This is a genomic window from Pseudomonas sp. NUPR-001, from assembly GCF_052147955.1.
GTDB lineage: Bacteria > Pseudomonadota > Gammaproteobacteria > Pseudomonadales > Pseudomonadaceae > Aquipseudomonas.
Genome location: NZ_CP197353.1, coordinates 4,911,328 through 4,926,784 on the forward strand (window position 1 = coordinate 4,911,328; position 15,457 = coordinate 4,926,784).

The 15,457-nt window shown below is 60.5% G+C and carries 13 protein-coding genes; 12 read left to right on the top strand and 1 reads right to left on the bottom strand.

Going from position 1 to position 15,457, the window contains the following annotated elements; genetic code table 11:
- Positions 1-91: 91 nt before the first annotated feature.
- The 11 genes from ACP6KB_RS22500 (at position 92) to ACP6KB_RS22550 (ending at position 12,757) form a co-directional block, all read left to right on the top strand.
- On the top strand, positions 92-1,684 hold the full coding sequence (locus ACP6KB_RS22500; protein WP_442109457.1) for an ABC transporter substrate-binding protein: 1,593 nt from the start codon (positions 92-94) through the stop codon (positions 1,682-1,684).
- Positions 1,685-1,905: 221 nt separating this feature from the next.
- On the top strand, positions 1,906-3,228 hold the full coding sequence (locus ACP6KB_RS22505; protein ID WP_442114362.1) for an OprD family porin: 1,323 nt from the start codon (positions 1,906-1,908) through the stop codon (positions 3,226-3,228).
- Between the two features lie 77 nt (positions 3,229-3,305).
- Positions 3,306-4,901: an ABC transporter substrate-binding protein gene (locus ACP6KB_RS22510; protein WP_442109458.1), complete on the top strand. Its 1,596-nt coding sequence runs from the start codon at positions 3,306-3,308 to the stop codon at positions 4,899-4,901.
- Positions 4,902-4,975: 74 nt separating this feature from the next.
- A complete protein-coding gene (locus tag ACP6KB_RS22515; protein ID WP_442109459.1) occupies positions 4,976-5,986 on the top strand; it encodes an ABC transporter permease subunit in 1,011 nt (336 codons plus the stop codon).
- A 10-nt stretch (positions 5,987-5,996) separates the two neighbouring features.
- The gene (locus ACP6KB_RS22520; protein ID WP_442109460.1) at positions 5,997-6,926 is read left to right on the top strand and encodes an ABC transporter permease subunit; all 930 of its coding nucleotides are present in this window, start codon (positions 5,997-5,999) and stop codon (positions 6,924-6,926) included.
- A gap of 10 nt (positions 6,927-6,936) precedes the next feature.
- Entirely contained in the window at positions 6,937-7,905 is a 969-nt protein-coding gene (locus tag ACP6KB_RS22525; protein WP_442109461.1) for an ABC transporter ATP-binding protein, read from the top strand.
- On the top strand, positions 7,905-8,873 hold the full coding sequence (locus ACP6KB_RS22530) for a peptide ABC transporter ATP-binding protein (RefSeq protein WP_442109462.1): 969 nt from the start codon (positions 7,905-7,907) through the stop codon (positions 8,871-8,873). The genes ACP6KB_RS22525 and ACP6KB_RS22530 overlap by 1 nt, the downstream gene beginning before the upstream one ends.
- Before the next feature lie 95 nt (positions 8,874-8,968).
- Complete coding sequence (locus ACP6KB_RS22535; RefSeq protein WP_442109463.1) at positions 8,969-9,778, top strand: helix-turn-helix domain-containing protein; 810 nt, start codon at positions 8,969-8,971, stop codon at positions 9,776-9,778.
- Between the two features lie 64 nt (positions 9,779-9,842).
- Entirely contained in the window at positions 9,843-11,249 is a 1,407-nt protein-coding gene (locus ACP6KB_RS22540) for an NAD(P)/FAD-dependent oxidoreductase (RefSeq protein ID WP_442109464.1), read from the top strand.
- Positions 11,250-11,281: 32 nt separating this feature from the next.
- A complete protein-coding gene (locus tag ACP6KB_RS22545) occupies positions 11,282-11,623 on the top strand; it encodes a cupin domain-containing protein (protein ID WP_442109465.1) in 342 nt (113 codons plus the stop codon).
- Positions 11,624-11,677: 54 nt separating this feature from the next.
- The gene (locus tag ACP6KB_RS22550; RefSeq protein WP_442109466.1) at positions 11,678-12,757 is read left to right on the top strand and encodes a polyamine ABC transporter substrate-binding protein; all 1,080 of its coding nucleotides are present in this window, start codon (positions 11,678-11,680) and stop codon (positions 12,755-12,757) included.
- Between the two features lie 71 nt (positions 12,758-12,828).
- Here ACP6KB_RS22550 and ACP6KB_RS22555 read toward each other — a convergent pair whose 3' ends face one another.
- Positions 12,829-14,412 carry a peptide chain release factor 3 gene (locus ACP6KB_RS22555; RefSeq protein ID WP_442109467.1) on the bottom strand — a complete coding sequence of 528 codons (1,584 nt, stop codon included), beginning with the start codon at positions 14,410-14,412 and terminating at the stop codon, positions 12,829-12,831.
- Between the two features lie 331 nt (positions 14,413-14,743).
- Here ACP6KB_RS22555 and ACP6KB_RS22560 point away from each other — a divergent pair, with 331 nt between their 5' ends.
- The gene (locus ACP6KB_RS22560) at positions 14,744-15,457 is read left to right on the top strand and encodes an ABC transporter permease (RefSeq protein WP_442109468.1); all 714 of its coding nucleotides are present in this window, start codon (positions 14,744-14,746) and stop codon (positions 15,455-15,457) included.

Consider the following 15,457-nt stretch of genomic DNA (forward strand, 5'->3'; position numbering starts at 1 on the left):
CGCACCTAACGTCGTGAGTACCGCCACGGGTGCTCTGCGCCTGGCTGTGCGCTCTGGACCGCTGAACAACAACAAAGGACAAGGGATCGCCATGCGCCGTACCGCATTTTTTACAACGCTACTAGGCCTCGGCCTGCTTACCCAGGCCCCACTGAGCCTGGCCAAGAATCTGGTGTTTTGCTCCGAGGGCAGCCCCGGTGGTTTCGACACCGCCCAGTACACCAGCGCCACCGACAACGATGCTGCTGAGCCGATCTACAACCGCCTGGTCGAGTTCGAGCGCGGCGCGACTGCGGTCAAACCGGCATTGGCTACCCGCTGGGAAGTTTCGCCCGACGGCCTGACCTACACCTTCCACTTGCGCGAAGGCGTGAAGTTTCACAGCAACAAAACTTTTACCCCCAGCCGCGACTTCAATGCCGATGACGTGCTGTTCACCTTCAACCGCATGCTTGATCGTCAGCACCCGTTCCGTAAGGCCTACCCCACCGAGTTTCCGTACTTTGTCGGCATGAGCCTGGACAAGAACATTGCCCGGGTCGAGAAGACCGCGCCGATGACCGTGGTGTTTACCCTCAACAGCATTGATGCCGCGTTCGTGCAGAACCTGGCGATGAGTTTCGCCTCCATCCTTTCCGCCGAATACGCCCATCACCTGATGGTTTCCGGGCGCCCCAGCGACATCAATCAGCAACCGATTGGCACCGGCCCATTCGTGTTCCAGCGTTACCAGAAGGACTCGCAGATCCGCTATCGCGGCAACAAGGACTACTGGGACCCAAACCAGGTCAAACTTGAACAACTGATCTTCTCGATCAACACCGACCCTTCCGTACGCATTCAAAAGCTGCGCAAAAATGAATGTCAGGTCACCGTGAACCCACGCCCGGCGGATCTCGATGCGCTGAAAAGCGATGCAAAACTGCAGGTGATCGAAAAGCCCGGCTTCAACCTCGGTTACATCGCCTACAACGTGCAACACAAACCCTTCGACCAACTGCAGGTTCGCCAGGCCATGGACATGGCGGTGAACAAGTCAGCCATCGTCCAGGCGGTGTATCAGCATGCCGGGCAACTGGCGGTTGGCAGCATGCCGCCAACGCAGTGGTCGTATGACGACAGTATCAAGGACGCCGCGTACAACCCGGACAAGGCCCGTGAGTTGCTGAAAGCCGCCGGGGTCAAGGAAGGCACCGAAATCACCTTGTGGGCCATGCCAGTGCAACGCCCGTACAACCCCAACGCCAAGCTGATGGCCGAGATGCTGCAGGCCGACTGGGGCAAGATCGGCTTCAAGGTCAAGATTGTCAGCTACGAGTGGGGCGAATACCTCAAGCGCACCAAGGACGGCGAACACGATATCTCGCTGATCGGCTGGACGGGCGACAACGGTGACCCGGACAACTGGCTGGGCACCTTGTACAGCTGCGATGCCATCGGCAGTAACAACTACTCCATGTGGTGCGACCCGCAGTACGACGCGCTGGTCAAGCGGGCCAAGACCATCACCGACCGTGAACAGCGCAGCGTGATTTATCAACAGGCCCAACAGTTGCTCAAGCAACAAGTGCCGATCACCCCGATCGCCCACTCGACGGTCAACCAACCGCTCAGTGCCAAGGTCGAGGACTTCAAGGTAAGCCCCTTCGGGCGCAACGTCTTCTCTGGCGTAAGCCTGGATTAAACCCTGCATCGGTCAAGGGAGTGCGACCCACTCCCGCGACTCCGTGCAGCCTGAATATGCGCGTTTGTCGCAGAACAAACGTTTGCAGCCCTTGTTTCACCGCAAAAAACGCCCGGCTCACAAGGCTAGGCGCCAACTAATAAAAAGATAAGAAAGGGAGCTTTACCTTGAAACGATCCACATCTGCAGTATTGGCCTTGTCCCTCAGCAGCCTGTCGGCCATGGCCCAGGCTGAAACCGTCAGCCAGGACTTCGTGCCTATCAGCGTCAAATCCACCAGCGCGCAAAGCGCAGCCAGCGGCTTCATCGAAGGGCAAAGCCTGTCCGGTTCGACCCGTAACTGGTATGCCCGCGAGCGCGCCACACGCGCGCCGCTGTGGAAGTACTACAAGAGCGATGGCAGCCGCCACGACACCCACAGCCGCGACAACTGGGTGCAAGGCACCATCCTCAACTACAGCTCGGGCTTTACCGAAGGCACCATCGGCTTCGCCACTGAAGTCGCCGCCTACAACGCCATCGCCCTGGAGCAAGGCCGCGCCGCCGTGGCCGGGCCGAACAACCGTACCCTGACCCACAGCGACGGCGATGTCATCGGCCAGTGGAGCAAAATGGGCCTGGCCAACGTCAAGGCCCGTGTTTCCAACACCACCCTGACTGCCGGTCGCCAGTCGGTCGATACCCCGGTGATCGCCTTCATCGGCAACCGTGCGCTGCCATCGAGCTTCCAGGGTGTGAGTATTCACAGCGAAGAGTTCGATAACCTGTCGTTCGACGCTGGCACCTTCGACCGTGTGTCACCGCGTACCGAACAGAGCCTGAGCAAATTTCGCTCCGAGTATGGCAATGGCACGGAAACCGACCGCATCAGCATGGTCGGCCTCAACTACCAGCCGCTCAAGAGCCTGACCACCAGCCTGTACGCCTCCAAAGTCGATGACTTCTGGAACCAGTACTACGTCGGCGCCAATCACGTGCTCGGCGACAGCTCGGTGCTGAGCCTGACCACCGGCTTGAACTACTACAAAACCCAGGACGAAGGCCAACGCAAGCTCGGCGAAATCGACAACGACACCTACAGTCTGTCGCTGGGCCTGACCCATCAGGCGCACAACCTGACCTTCTCCTACCAGCAGGTCAACGGTAACGAATACTTCGACTACCTGCATGAAACCAACGCCATTTTCCTGGCCAACTCCCTGCTCTCGGACTTCAACGGCCCGAACGAAAAATCCATGCAGATCGCCTACGTGCTGAACATGGCCCAGTACGGTGTGCCTGGCCTGAAGTTCAACCTGTACAACGCCCGTGGCTGGGGTATCGATGGCACCCACTACACCGGCACCGCCTACGACGTGAAAAACCTCGACGGCGAAAACCACTACGAGTGGGGCATCGGCACCAGCTACGCGGTACAAAGCGGTGCGCTCAAGGACACGACCGTCCGGGCCACCTATACCGCACACCGTGCCAGCAAAAACCAGGGCGACGGCAGCCTCGATGAGCTGCGCATCGTCACCACCATTCCGTTCAACATTCTTTAAGTGCGCCAGTTGCCACGGCCGGTTCACTGAATCGGGCGTGGCGGCTACGCTGGCTTAATTGATAGCAGGGAGGTTTCATGAAATTGCTACCGCTACAGGCTGCCCTGGCAGCCATCCTGTTGAGTGCTGCGGCGGGCCTGGCGGCCAAGCCGCTGGTGGTGTGTACCGAAGCCAGCCCGGAAGGCTTCGATATTGTTCAATACACCACGGCAGTTACCGCTGACGCATCGGCCGAAACCGTGTTCAACCGCCTGGTCGACTTCAAGCCCGGCACCACTGACATCCAGCCAGCCCTGGCCGAACGCTGGGAGATCAGCGACGACGGCCTGACCTACACCTTCCACCTGCGCCAAGGGGTGAAGTTTCACACCACCGACTACTTCACGCCGACCCGGGAAATGAACGCCGATGACGTGCTGTGGAGTTTCCGCCGTCAGCTGGACCCGAATCACCCGTGGCATAACAAAACCAGCATCGGCTTTCCGTATTTCGAGAGCATGGGGTTCAAAGACCTGCTCAAAAGCGTCGAGAAAACTGACGACCACACCGTGGTGTTCACCCTCACCCGCCCTGAAGCACCCTTCCTGCCTGACCTGGCGATGGCCTTCACCTCGATCTACTCCGCCGAGTACGGCGACCAGTTGCTCAAGGCCGGCAAGACCGCCGAGCTCAACAGCAAACCGATCGGCACCGGCCCGTTCATTTTCCAGCGCTACGTCAAAGACGCCCAGGTGCGCTACAAGCCCAACCCTGACTACTTCCGTGGCAAGCCACCGGCCGATGCGCTGATCTTCGCGATTTCCAGCGACAACAACGTGCGCCTGCAAAAGCTCAAAGCCAACGAATGCCAGGTAGCGCTCTACCCCAAGCCCGATGATGTGCAGAACATCAAGACGGATCCCAAGCTGAAAGTGGCCGAGATGGAAGCGTTGACCACCGGCTACATTTCGCTCAATACCGAGCACAAGTACCTGAGCGATGTACGCGTGCGCAAAGCCATCAACATCGCCTTCGACCGCCAGACCCACGTCGACCAATTGTTCGGCAAGGGCAACGCGCTGGTCGGCGTCAATCCCTACCCACCGACGCTGATGGGCTACAACACCGCCAACCAGAATCCACCACGTGACCTGGACAAAGCCCGCGCCCTGCTCAAGGAGGCCGGTGTGCCGGAAGGTACGGTCCTCACCCTGTTCACCCGCAACGGTGGTGGGCCGACCAACCCCAACCCGCAACTGAGCGCACAGATGCTCCAGGCCGACCTGGCCAAGATCGGCTTGAAGGTCGAAATCCGCGTGATGGAATGGGCCGAAATGCTGCGCCGCGCGAAAAACGGCGAAGCTGACATGGTTTCGACCGGCTGGGCTGGCGATAACGGCGATCCGGACAACTTTCTCACCCCGCTGCTGAGCTGCGATGCGGTGAAAAGTGGTGAGAACTATGCCCGCTGGTGCAATCAGACATTCCAGACGTTGATCGACAAAGCACGCACCATCACCGATACGAATGAGCGCGCAGCGCTCTATGCAAAGGCGCTGGCGGTGTACGATGAGGATCAACCGTGGATCAGCATGGCGCATCCAAAGATGTTTACCGCCATGCGTGCAAACGTGGAGGGGTACCACATCAACCCCCTCACCAATAACAACTTCGCCACTACCCAGGTGAAGTAGAACAAGAACGACCGCCGGCGCCCTACCCGGGTGCTGGCGGGCATGCCTGACCGGCTGATGAGGTACACCAGAAGATGTTAAGTTTTATTGCCCGGCGTTTGGGACTCTTGATCCCGACCTTCTTCGGCATCACCTTGCTGACGTTCGCGCTCATACGGCTGATACCCGGAGATCCGGTTGAAGTCATGATGGGAGAACGCCGGGTCGACCCGGAAATGCACGCCCAGGCCATGGAGCGCCTCGGCCTGAACAAACCGCTGCCCGAGCAGTACCTGGACTACGTCAGCAAGCTGGCCCAAGGTGATCTTGGCGAGTCGCTGCGTACCCGCGAAAGCGTGTGGAGCGAGTTTCTCACCCTGTTCCCGGCGACCCTGGAACTGGCCATTGCGGCACTGTTCTTCGCCGGCATCATCGGCCTGCTGGCCGGGGTGATCGCCGCCCTCAAGCGCGGCTCGCTGTTCGACCACGGCGTCATGGGCATTTCCCTGGCGGGCTACTCGATGCCGATCTTCTGGTGGGGCCTGATTCTGATCATGTTCTTCTCGGTCAGCCTGGGCTGGACCCCGGTCTCCGGGCGCATCGACCTGCTGTACGACATCGAGCCGAAAACCGGTTTCATGCTGATCGATACCCTGCTCAGCGACGAAGAAGGCGCGTTCAAAGACGCCCTGATGCACCTGATTCTGCCGGCCATCGTGCTGGGCACCATTCCGCTGGCGGTGATCGCCCGCATGACCCGCTCGTCGATGCTCGAAGTGCTGCGCGAAGACTACATCCGCACCGCTCGGGCCAAAGGCCTGTCGCCGGCACGGGTGGTGTTCGTACATGGCCTGCGCAACGCCTTGATCCCGGTACTGACCGTATTCGGCCTGCAGGTCGGCACCTTGCTGGCGGGCGCGGTACTGACCGAAACCATCTTTTCCTGGCCGGGCATCGGCAAGTGGCTGATTGAAGCCATCGGCGCCCGTGACTACCCCGTGGTACAGAACGGCATCCTGTTGATTGCCTGCCTGGTGATCCTGGTCAACTTCGTCGTGGACATCCTCTACGGCCTGGTTAACCCACGCATCCGTCATCAGCGCTGAGGGCCATGTCATGACAACTCCACTTGCCAAATCCGTCACTACCCAAGCCACTGCCGTTGACCAGAGCCTGCTCTACCCTTCGCCCTACAAAGAGTTCTGGCAGGCGTTTTCACGCAACAAAGGCGCCGTTGCCGGGCTGATGTTCATGAGCGTCGTGGTGTTTTGCGCGCTGTTCGCGCCGTGGGTCGCTCCGCACAACCCCAGCGAGCAATACCGCGACTTTCTGCTGACTCCGCCGGTATGGCTCGAAGGCGGCACCTGGCAGTTCATTCTCGGCACCGACGAACTCGGCCGTGACCTGCTCTCGCGCCTGATCCAGGGCTCGCGCCTGTCGCTGCTGATCGGCCTGTCGTCGGTGGTGATCTCGCTGATTCCGGGGATTTTCCTCGGCCTGCTGGCCGGCTTCTTTCCGCGCCTCCTCGGCCCATCGATCATGCGCCTGATGGATGTGATGCTGGCCTTGCCCTCGTTGCTGCTGGCCGTGGCCATCGTCGCCATCCTCGGCCCTGGCTTGATGAATACCGTGATCGCGATTGCCATCGTCGCCCTGCCGTCTTATGTGCGTCTGACCCGCGCGGCGGTCATGGGTGAACTGAACCGTGACTACGTCACCGCTGCCCGCCTGGCCGGTGCCAGCCTGCCACGACTGATGTTCGTCACCGTACTGCCCAACTGCATGGCGCCACTGATCGTTCAGGCCACCTTGAGTTTCTCCTCGGCGATTCTCGATGCTGCGGCCCTGGGCTTCCTCGGCCTGGGTGTGCAGCCGCCAACCCCTGAGTGGGGCACCATGCTGGCTTCGGCCCGTGACTACATCGAACGCGCCTGGTGGGTAGTGAGCCTGCCGGGTCTGACCATTTTGCTCAGCGTGCTGGCAATCAACCTGATGGGTGACGGACTGCGCGATGCGCTGGACCCGAAACTCAAGAATGCCGCCTGAGGAGATCGCCATGTCACTTCTAGAAATCAAGAATCTGAACGTGCGCTTTGGCGATGCCAACGCGGTGCCGGTGGTTGATGGTCTCGACCTGACGGTGAACGAGGGCGAGGTGCTGGCCATTGTCGGTGAGTCTGGCTCAGGCAAGTCGGTGACCATGATGGCCTTGATGGGCCTGATCGATGCCCCCGGGCGGATCACCGCCGACGCCCTGACCTTCGACGGCACCAACATGCTCAAGCTCAGCGGCCGGCAACGGCGCAAGGTGGTCGGCAAGGATATGGCGATGGTCTTCCAGGACCCGATGACCGCCCTCAACCCGAGCTACACCGTGGGTTTCCAGATCGAAGAGGTGCTACGCCAGCACCTCGGCCTGCGCGGTAAAGCGGCGCGCCAACGCGCGCTGGAGCTGCTCAAGAAGGTCGAGATTCCAGCAGCCGAAAGCCGTCTGGACGCCTATCCGCATCAACTCTCTGGCGGTATGAGCCAGCGCGTGGCAATCGCCATGGCCATCGCCGGTGAGCCCAAGTTGTTGATCGCTGACGAACCGACCACCGCACTGGACGTAACCATCCAGGCGCAGATCATGGAGCTGCTGCTCAACCTGCAGAAAGAGCAGAACATGGCCCTGATTCTGATCACCCACGACCTGGCCGTGGTCGCCGAAACCGCCAAGCGCGTCTGTGTGATGTATGCCGGGCAAGCGGTGGAAGTCGGTCAGGTGCCTGAGCTGTTCGATGTGCCTGCCCACCCCTACAGCGAAGCCCTGCTGGCGGCGATCCCCGAACACAGTGAAGGCGCCGAGCGCCTGGCGACCTTGCCGGGTATCGTCCCCGGTCGCTACGACCGTCCTGAAGGCTGCCTGCTGTCACCGCGCTGCCCGTATGTGCAGGACAACTGCCGACGCCAGCGCCCTACCCTTGATCCCCAGGCGCACAGCCAGGTCCGTTGTTTCTACCCGCTGAACCAGGAGGTGGCGTAATGACCGTCGTCCTTACCGCCCGTGAACTGACCCGTCACTACGAAGTTTCCCGTGGCCTGTTCAAAGGCCATGCCCTGGTCCGTGCACTCAATGGTGTGTCGTTTGAACTTGAAGCAGGCAAGACCCTGGCTGTAGTGGGTGAGTCAGGTTGCGGCAAATCGACCCTGGCCCGGGCGCTGACCCTGATCGAAGAACCTTCCTCCGGCTCGCTGAAAATTGCCGGTCAGGAAGTCGCCGGGGCCAACAAGGCCGAACGCAAACAACTGCGTAAAGACGTGCAGATGGTGTTCCAGAGCCCTTACGCCTCGCTCAACCCGCGGCAGAAAATCGGTGACCAACTGGCCGAGCCGCTGCTGATCAACACCAACCTGTCGAAGAGCGAACGGCGGGAAAAAGTCCAGGCGATGATGCAGCAGGTCGGCTTGCGCCCGGAGCATTACCAGCGTTATCCGCACATGTTCTCCGGTGGTCAGCGCCAGCGTATCGCCCTGGCGCGGGCCATGATGCTGCAACCGAAAGTGCTGGTAGCCGATGAACCAACCTCGGCGCTCGACGTGTCGATCCAGGCCCAGGTGCTGAACCTGTTCATGGACCTGCAGAAAGAGTTCAACACCGCTTACGTGTTCATCTCCCACAACCTGGCGGTGGTGCGCCATGTTGCCGATCAGGTGCTGGTGATGTACCTCGGCCGCCCGGCGGAAATGGGGCCCAAGGAGGATATCTACAGCAAGCCGTTGCACCCTTACACCCAGGCGCTGCTGTCGGCCACCCCGACCATTCATCCAGACCCGCTCAAACCGAAGATCAAGATCGCCGGTGAGCTGCCCAACCCGCTGAACCCACCAACCGGTTGCGCTTTCCATAAGCGCTGCCCGTATGCCACTGAGCGTTGTGCGGCTGAAGAGCCAGCGTTCCGGCCGGTGGGGACGCGGCAGGTGGCGTGTCATTACGCGGAGCAATTCTTGTAAATCAATCGCGGGACAAGCCCGCTCCCACAGGGATTTTCACCACCGCTGTGGGAGCGGGCTTGACCCGCGATTAAAGCCTCCCTCACTATCTGCCAATGACCCCAAACCCACTCCCCGACGGCCCGGAACAAACCCCGGAAACCGCCGCCACCGTCATGCGATATCACCTGTGTTGGAAGCATCGCGACCTGGACGGGGTAATGGCCTTGTACCATCCAGATATCCAGTACAACGACTTCTTCCTCAACCGCGTGATGCACTACGCCGAGTTGCGCGATTACGTACGCGCCAGCATGCCGCGCGAGGTCGATGAAGATATCGTCCACAGCGACCGTATCCGCGTCGATGGCTGTACCGCCTTTATTCAGTATCAAGTGACGCTGCGCGGCGGCGAAGGCCTGGTGGCATTCCAGTCCAGCGAAGCGATCACTGTGCGCGACGGGCTGATCTGGCGGGTCAATGAATATGCCTCGCTGGTACGGGAAGCCAAGCCGCAACCCGGTCAATCGGATGTGCGCCCGACCATCAGCCGCCTGGGCCTGTCGCCCCGGCAATTGAGCGCCATGGCTCAGGACCTCGAAGACTACTTCCTGCGTCAGCAGCCCTACCTCGACCCGGAACTCGACCTGCAACGGGTAGCCCGCGAGAGCGGTTACAGCCGTAACCAGATCTCCTACCTGCTCAACCAGGTGCTCGGCCAAAGTTTCTACCGCTACGTCAACCAGGCACGCCTGCAGCACCTGCTCAAAGGCCTGGAATTGTCGCCTGCCAACGCCAAGGTCGACGACCTGGCCTTTGCCGCCGGTTTCAATTCGCTGTCGGCTTTCTACAAGTGTTTTCGCCAGCACACCGGGCTTTCGCCCAAGGCCTGGGTCAAGCAGAATTCTCTGCGTGCACGCAGCTAAGACAACGCCCCCCGCCAGCTTCTAGGATCGCCCACAGACCGTAACGGATGTGGAGCCGAACAGCATGCAGGCATGGCGCAAGATCAGCCTTTGGATGGACCAGCTCGATGAGCCACTGAGCCCGCGTGCGGCGCTGCAGCAGGATCTGGACGTGGATGTCTGCATCATCGGCGCCGGTTACACCGGGCTCTGGACTGCCTACTACCTCAAGCAGCAGGCGCCACAGCTGAACATCGCCATCGTTGAAGCCAACATCGCCGGCTTCGGCGCCTCCGGGCGCAATGGTGGCTGGCTGATGGGCAACTTGCTGGGCGAAGACCGTCTGCTGGCGGCCAGTTCCGCCGAGCAACGCCGTGCCTCCTACGACCTGCTGCATGGCATTCCCGATGAAGTGCAACGCGTGCTCGAACGCGAAGCCATCGACTGCGACTACCGCAAAGGCGGGGTGCTGTACTGCGCAGCGCGCTACCCGGAGCAGCAAGCGACCCTGCGCGCTTACCTCGACAAACTCTACAAACAAGGCTTGAACGAAGCCGATTACCGCTGGCTGAGCCCGGAACAACTGGCGACACAGCTGCGCGTGCGTAAACCCTACGGGGCGATCTTCAACCCCAACGTGGCCACCATTCAACCGGCCAAGCTGGTGCGCAGCCTGGCGCGTACGGTAGAAGGCCTGGGCGTGCGCTTGTACGAAAACAGCCCGGTGATCGACTGGCGATCGGGTGAGGTGCGCACGGCGCATGCTCGCGTCAAATGCCAGTGGCTGGTGCCGGCCGTCGAAGGCTACTCGGTCAACCTGCCGCCACTGGGGCATTACCAGATGCCGGTGCAGAGCCTGATCGTTGCCACCGAGCCATTGCCACAAGATGTCTGGGAAAAGATCGGCCTCAACCGTGGCCAGGCCTTCAGCGAAAACAGCCGCCAGGTCACCTACGGCCAACGCAGCGCCGACAACCGCCTGATATTCGGCGCCCGTGGCGGATACCGCTTTGCCGGGCGCCTGCGCGAAAACTTCGACCTCACCACCAGTGAAATCGAACTGCGCCGCTACCTGTTCGGCGAATTGTTCCCACAGCTCAAGGACGTTGCCATCACCCACGCCTGGGGCGGCAATTTAGGGATGGCCCGGCGCTTCCAGCCGCACATGCTGTGTGACCGCAAACAAGGCATCGCCCTGGCCGGTGGCTACGGTGGCGAGGGCGTCGGCGCCAGCAACCTGGGCGGACGCACCCTGGCCGAGCTGATTCTCGAACGGCGCAGCGAGCTGACCGAACAACCCTGGGTCCATGCCGACAGCGCGCTGTCGCGTCTCAAAGGCTGGGAGCCGGAGCCGTGCCGCTGGCTGGGCTACAACGCCATCATCAAGAGTTTCGTCCATGAGGACCAGACCCTCGCCAACCCCGACAGCGCACCGTGGCGCCGCCGCCTGGCCAGTGGTGTCGCGGACTTCATGGAAGGTTTCATGCGCTGACTTTTCGTTCCCCCTGCACAGGATTCACCGGTATGAGCATTACCCAGTTCAAGAACACCGACACTGTCGCCTTACAAGAATCGAACCCGGTCGCCGTGCCCCTCGGTGAGCCTGTATCGATTGCCTCGGTGACCGCTGTCGAGCGCACTGACGGCGTCGAAACCGGAATCTGGGAATGCACCCCAGGGCGCTGGCGGCGGCAGATTGTGCAGCAGGAGTTTTGCCACTTCATCAAAGGCCGCTGCACCTTCACCCCGGATGGTGGCGAGCCGCTGACCATCGAAGCTGGCGACGCAATCATGCTGCCAGCAAACAGCACCGGCATCTGGGACATCCAGGAGACCGTGCGCAAAACCTACGTACTGATTTTCTGATCATTTGATCGCCTGCCTCCTTCGATAAAAACAGACAAAGCAAGGAATCCAGACATGCGCCCATTGCTCATCGCCCCGCTGTTGCTGGCGACATCCATGGCCCAGGCGGCCGACTCGGTGAAGATCTACAACTGGTCCAGCTACATCGCCCCCGATACCCTGAAAAACTTCCAGCAAGCCAGCGGCATCGTGCCGACCTACGACGTGTTCGACAGCAACGAAACCCTCGACGGCAAGCTGATGACCGGCAACTCCGGCTATGACGTGGTATTCCCCTCCAACCACTTCATGGCCCGGCAGATCCAGGGCAAGGCGCTCAAAAAACTCGACAAGAGTCAGCTGCCGAACTGGCAGAACCTCAACCCGGTGCTGCTCAAGGCGTTGGAGGTGAACGACCCGGGCAACCAATACGGCTTCCCCTACCTGTGGGGCAGTACCGGCATCGGTTACAACATCGACAAGGTCAAGGCTGTGCTGGGCGACGATGCACCAGTGGATTCCTGGGACCTGATCTTCAAACCCGAATACATCAGCAAGCTGAAAAGCTGTGGCGTCGCGGTGTTGGACAATGGCCCGGAACTGCTGCCCATCGCCCTGAACTACCTGGGCCTGCCGCACCACAGCCAGGACCCGAAGGACTACGACAAAGCCAAAGAACTGTTGATGAAAGTGCGCCCTTACATCAGCTACTTTCACTCCTCCAAGTACACCGGCGACCTGGCCAATGGCGACGTTTGCGTCGTGGTGGGTTTCTCGGGCGATGTGCTGCAGGCGAAAAACCGTGCAGAGGAAGCGAAGAACGGCATACAGGTCGGCTACTCGATCCCGAAAGAAGGCGCGCCGATGTGGTTTGACATGGTTGCCATGCCGGCCGACGCCCCGGACGAAAAAGCCGGCTACGCCTACATGAACTACCTGTTGCAACCAGAAGTGATGGCCAATATCAGCAACTACGTGCAGTACGCCAACGGCAACCACAAAGCCGATACGCTGGTAGACCCGGCCCTGAAGGCCAACACCATGATCTACCCGAGCGACGAAATGCTCGGCAAGCTGTATGCACTGGAAGCGATGCCAGCCAAGATCGACCGCATTCGTACGCGGATCTGGACCAGTATCAAGGCAGGGAACTGAAATGATCGCGGGGCAAGCCCGCTCCTACCAGATCGGTAGGAGCGGGCTTGCCCCGCGATGCTTTTTACTACTTAGTGATGCTCACGCGTCGCACGGAACTGCACATCGGGCCAGCGCTCTTCCATCAGCGCCAGGTTGACCCGCGTCGGCGCCAGGTAGGTCAGGTGACCACCGCCGTCAACCGCCAGGTTTTCCACAGCCTTGTTCTTGAATTCCTCAAGCTTCTTCTTGTCGTCACAGCTGATCCAGCGCGCGGACCAGACGGTGATCGGCTCGTAAGCGCATTCGACCTTGTACTCTTCCTTCAGACGGCTGGCGACCACATCGAACTGCAGCACACCCACCGCACCAAGGATGATGTCGTTGCTACGTTCAGGGAAGAACACCTGGGTTGCACCCTCTTCGGCCAACTGCTGCAAGCCCTGACGCAACTGCTTGGACTTGAGTGGGTCTTTCAGGCGCACACGACGGAACAATTCCGGGGCGAAGTGCGGGATACCGGTGAAGCCCAGGGCCTCGCCTTCGGTGAAGGTGTCACCGATCTGGATGGTGCCGTGGTTGTGCAAACCGATGATGTCACCAGCCCAGGCCTCTTCCAGCTGCTCACGCTCGGAGGAGAAAAAGGTCAGAGCGTCGCCGATGCGCAGGTCTTTGCCGGTGCGCACATGGCGCATCTTCATGCCCTTCTCGTAGCGTCCGGAACAGATGCGCATGAAGGCGATACGGTCGCGGTGCTTAGGGTCCATGTTTGCCTGGATCTTGAACACGAAACCGCTGAACTTCTCTTCGGTCGGCTCGACGCTGCGCTCGTTGGCAACCCGTGCCAACGGACGTGGCGCCCAGTCGACAACGGCGTCGAGTACATGGTCGACCCCAAAGTTGCCCAGCGCGGTACCGAAGAACACCGGCGTCAGTTCGCCACGCATGAACTCGTCCTGGTCGAACTCGTGGCAGGCGCCCTGCACCAGCTCCAGTTGCTCGAGGAAGCGATCGTACTCATCACCCAGGTGGGCGCGGGCTTCGTCGGAGTCGAGCTTCTCGATGATCTTCACCTCGGTACGCTCGTGGCCGTGGCCCGGGGTGTAAACGATGATGTAGTCACCCGAGAGGTGGTACACACCTTTGAAATCACGGTAGCAACCGATCGGCCAGGTGATCGGCGCGGCCTTGATCTTCAGGACCGCTTCGATTTCGTCGAGCAGTTCGATCGGGTCGCGGATGTCACGGTCGAGTTTGTTGATGAAGCTGACGATTGGCGTGTCACGCAGACGGCACACGTCCATCAGGGCGATGGTCCGTGGCTCAACGCCTTTACCGCCGTCGAGCACCATCAGGGCCGAGTCCACCGCGGTGAGGGTGCGGTAGGTGTCTTCCGAGAAGTCTTCGTGGCCCGGGGTATCGAGCAGGTTGATCATGTGATCGCGGTAAGGGAACTGCATGACCGAGGTGGTGATCGAGATACCACGCTGCTTCTCCATCTCCATCCAGTCGGAGGTGGCATGGCGGTCGGACTTACGCGACTTCACCGTACCGGCAACGGAGATCGCCTTGCCCATCAGCAAAAGCTTTTCGGTGATGGTGGTCTTACCGGCGTCGGGGTGGGAAATAATGGCGAAAGTGCGGCGCTTCGCGACTTCGGCGGCCTGGTTGGTCATGGGAAATCGCCTGACAGGTGGTTCAAAAAAGGGCGCAGATTATAGCCCAGACTTAACCCTGAACTGAACCGTTGGGTAGATTAACACTGGCCAAATGCCGCTTCAGATGGGAACCTTTACGGCTGTGGAGGCGTCCACTCCCCTGATTTGCAATCGGTCATGACCGTTCGTCAGGGTCGGTTTCACTAGCTCTACGAGCCTGACGAGGCTTCGCTCATGGCGTGTTGTTCCGCTCCGGAAAACGCGCTGCTTATCGCGATCACGCTGCCTGTCACCTGGAATGGTGACCGCCACGGGAGTGTGTTCGCCGACAAAAAAAAGGAGTCCGCCTGTGGCTAAACGCTATGGCAAGGGGCTGATGGGATGTGCCTTTGCGCTCGTCATCCTGGCCCTGCTGATCCACTGGATCGGCATTGATACGATCGCGCGCTATCGCGCCGATCTGTGGTTCTACCTGCAGGCACACCTGGTGTTGGTGCTGCTGTCGATGGTGGCGGCGTTAGCCGTGGGCATACCCGCTGGGATTGCCTTGAGTCGACCGCACAGGGTCGACCGCGCCGAACGTTTCATGCAGTTTTTCAATATTGGCAACACCATCCCCCCGCTGGCCGTTCTGGCCATTGCCCTGAGTTTCCTGGGCATCGGCGCAGGTCCGGCGATCTTCGCTTTGTTCCTCGCCTCCCTCCTGCCTATCGTGCGCAACACCTACGAAGGCCTGAAAAACGTTCCCGTCTCGCTCAAAGAAGCCGCCACCGGTATCGGCATGACGCCACGCCAAAGCCTGTGGAAGGTCGAACTGCCCAATGCCGTGCCGATCATCATCGGCGGTGTGCGGGTGGCCCTGGCGATCAACGTCGGCACCGCACCGCTGTCGTTTCTGATCGGCGCCAACAGTCTGGGCAGCCTGATTTTTCCCGGCATTGCCCTGAACAATCAGCCACAACTGCTGCTCGGCGCTGCCTGTACCGCCTTACTCGCCCTGCTGCTTGACGCCCTGGTGGCGCAAGGCAGTCGACGTTGGCTTGAACGCGGCCTGGCCCACTAA